Annotated in this window: 2 protein-coding genes; both read left to right on the top strand. The window is 52.2% G+C overall.

Annotated features, from left to right (window positions below; genetic code table 11):
• Positions 1-2: 2 nt before the first annotated feature.
• Positions 3-608 (top strand): high frequency lysogenization protein HflD, encoded by a 606-nt coding sequence (gene hflD, locus AC1DUO_RS24365; RefSeq protein WP_477989166.1) that lies wholly within the window; start codon positions 3-5, stop codon positions 606-608.
• Positions 609-631: 23 nt separating this feature from the next.
• Positions 632-2002, top strand: coding sequence for an adenylosuccinate lyase (purB, locus tag AC1DUO_RS24360; protein ID WP_013576215.1), 1371 nt, complete (start codon positions 632-634; stop codon positions 2000-2002).
• Positions 2003-2087 lie beyond the last annotated feature (85 nt).

Raw genomic sequence — 2087 nt, 5'->3', positions numbered from 1 at the left:
ACATTACGCTGGCTTTGGCGGGGATCTGTCAGGCAGCACGCCTGGTTCAGCAACTGGCACATGAAGGCCAATGCTCACAGCAAGAAATGTCAGTGTCACTGCGCAGCCTGCTGGAGATGAATCCGGCCTCGACGCTGGCAGTTTACGGTAATAATGAAGCCAATTTGAAGATGGGGCTTGAGACGCTGCTGGGCGTGCTGAACGCGAACCGCCAGGGACCGGGCGCTGAGTTAACGCGTTATGCGTTAAGCCTGATGGTGCTGGAGCGCAAGCTGTACGCCAACAAAGCCGCCATGAATCAGCTCGGTGAACGTATCGACCAGCTCGACCGTCAACTCGCGCATTTCGAACTGGAATCTGAAACGATGATCAGCTCTCTGGCCTCGATTTATGTCGACGTAGTCAGCCCGGCCGGTCCGCGTATTCAGGTGACCGGTTCACCGGCAATTTTGCAAAATTCGCAAGTGCAGGCAAAGGTCCGCGCCATTTTACTGGCCGGGATCCGCTCCGCGGTGCTGTGGCACCAGGTCGGCGGTGGCCGCCTGCAACTGATGTTTTCCCGTAATCGCTTGTTTGAACAGGCGAAGAATATTCTCGCTCATTGTTAATAAGATCCCAGGAGTTGCTACCGATGGAATTATCCTCACTGACCGCCGTTTCCCCCGTTGATGGACGCTACGGTGATAAAGTCAGCGCGCTGCGTACTATTTTCAGCGAATTTGGCCTGCTGAAATTCCGTGTGCAGGTTGAAGTACGTTGGCTGCAAAAACTGGCAGCCTGTGCAGAAATCAAGGAAGTTCCTGCTTTTGATGCCGACGCAAACGCTTTCCTCGACCAGATTGTGGCAAATTTTGATGTTAATGACGCACAGCGCATTAAAGATATCGAAAAAACCACCAATCATGATGTCAAAGCCGTTGAGTATTTCCTGAAAGAAAAAGTGGCTACGCTCCCTGCCCTGCATGCGGTGTCTGAATTCATTCACTTCGCCTGTACTTCTGAAGACATCAATAACCTGTCTCACGCACTGATGCTGCAAACTGCACGTCAGGATGTGGTGCTGCCGTACTGGAAACAGATTATTGATGCCGTGAAAGACCTGGCACACAAATACCGCGACATTCCGCTGCTGTCCCGTACCCACGGCCAGCCTGCTACGCCATCCACCATCGGTAAAGAACTGGCTAACGTCGCTTACCGTATGGATCGTCAGTTTAAGCAACTGCAAAATGTCGAAATCCTGGGCAAAATCAACGGTGCTGTCGGCAACTACAATGCTCACATCGTGGCGTATCCGGAAGTGAACTGGCACCAGTTCAGTGAAGAGTTCGTTACCTCTCTGGGCATTACCTGGAATCCGTACACTACCCAGATCGAGCCACACGACTACATCGCCGAACTGTTTGACTGCGTGGCGCGTTTCAATACCATCCTGATCGACTTCGACCGCGACATCTGGGGTTACATTGCCCTGAACCACTTCAAGCAGCGCACTATTGCAGGCGAAATCGGTTCTTCTACCATGCCGCACAAAGTGAACCCGATCGACTTCGAAAACTCCGAAGGCAACCTCGGTCTGTCAAATGCGGTATTGCAGCATCTGGCCAGCAAATTGCCGGTTTCCCGCTGGCAGCGCGACCTGACGGATTCTACTGTACTGCGCAACCTCGGCGTGGGTCTGGGCTATGCACTGATTGCTTATCAGGCAACCATGAAAGGCGTCAGCAAGCTTGAAGTGAACGAAGCGAATCTGGCGAACGAACTGGATCACAACTGGGAAGTACTGGCTGAACCTATCCAGACCGTGATGCGTCGTTACGGCATTGAAAAGCCTTACGAGAAGCTGAAAGAGCTGACACGCGGCAAGCGTGTTGATGCTGCCGGTATGCAGGCATTTATCGATTCACTTGAATTACCCGAAGACGAGAAAGTGCGTCTGAAAGCCATGACACCGGGCAACTACATCGGCCGCGCCACCACCATGGTTGACGAACTGAAGTAAGTTTTTGCTCTGCACGTCAAAAGGCGACCTTCGGGTTAATGCCGGTCACTTAAGCATTTTTATGAATACAAATTCATTTTTGTGC

Source organism: Rahnella sp. P4_A8 (assembly GCF_056402435.1).
This window is presented reverse-complemented; position numbering and strand designations above follow the sequence as displayed.

Coding starts and splice junctions, on each gene's coding strand:
- purB (WP_013576215.1), top strand. CDS start 632: ATGGAATTATCCTCACTGACCGCCGTTTCCCCCGTTGATGGACGCTAC.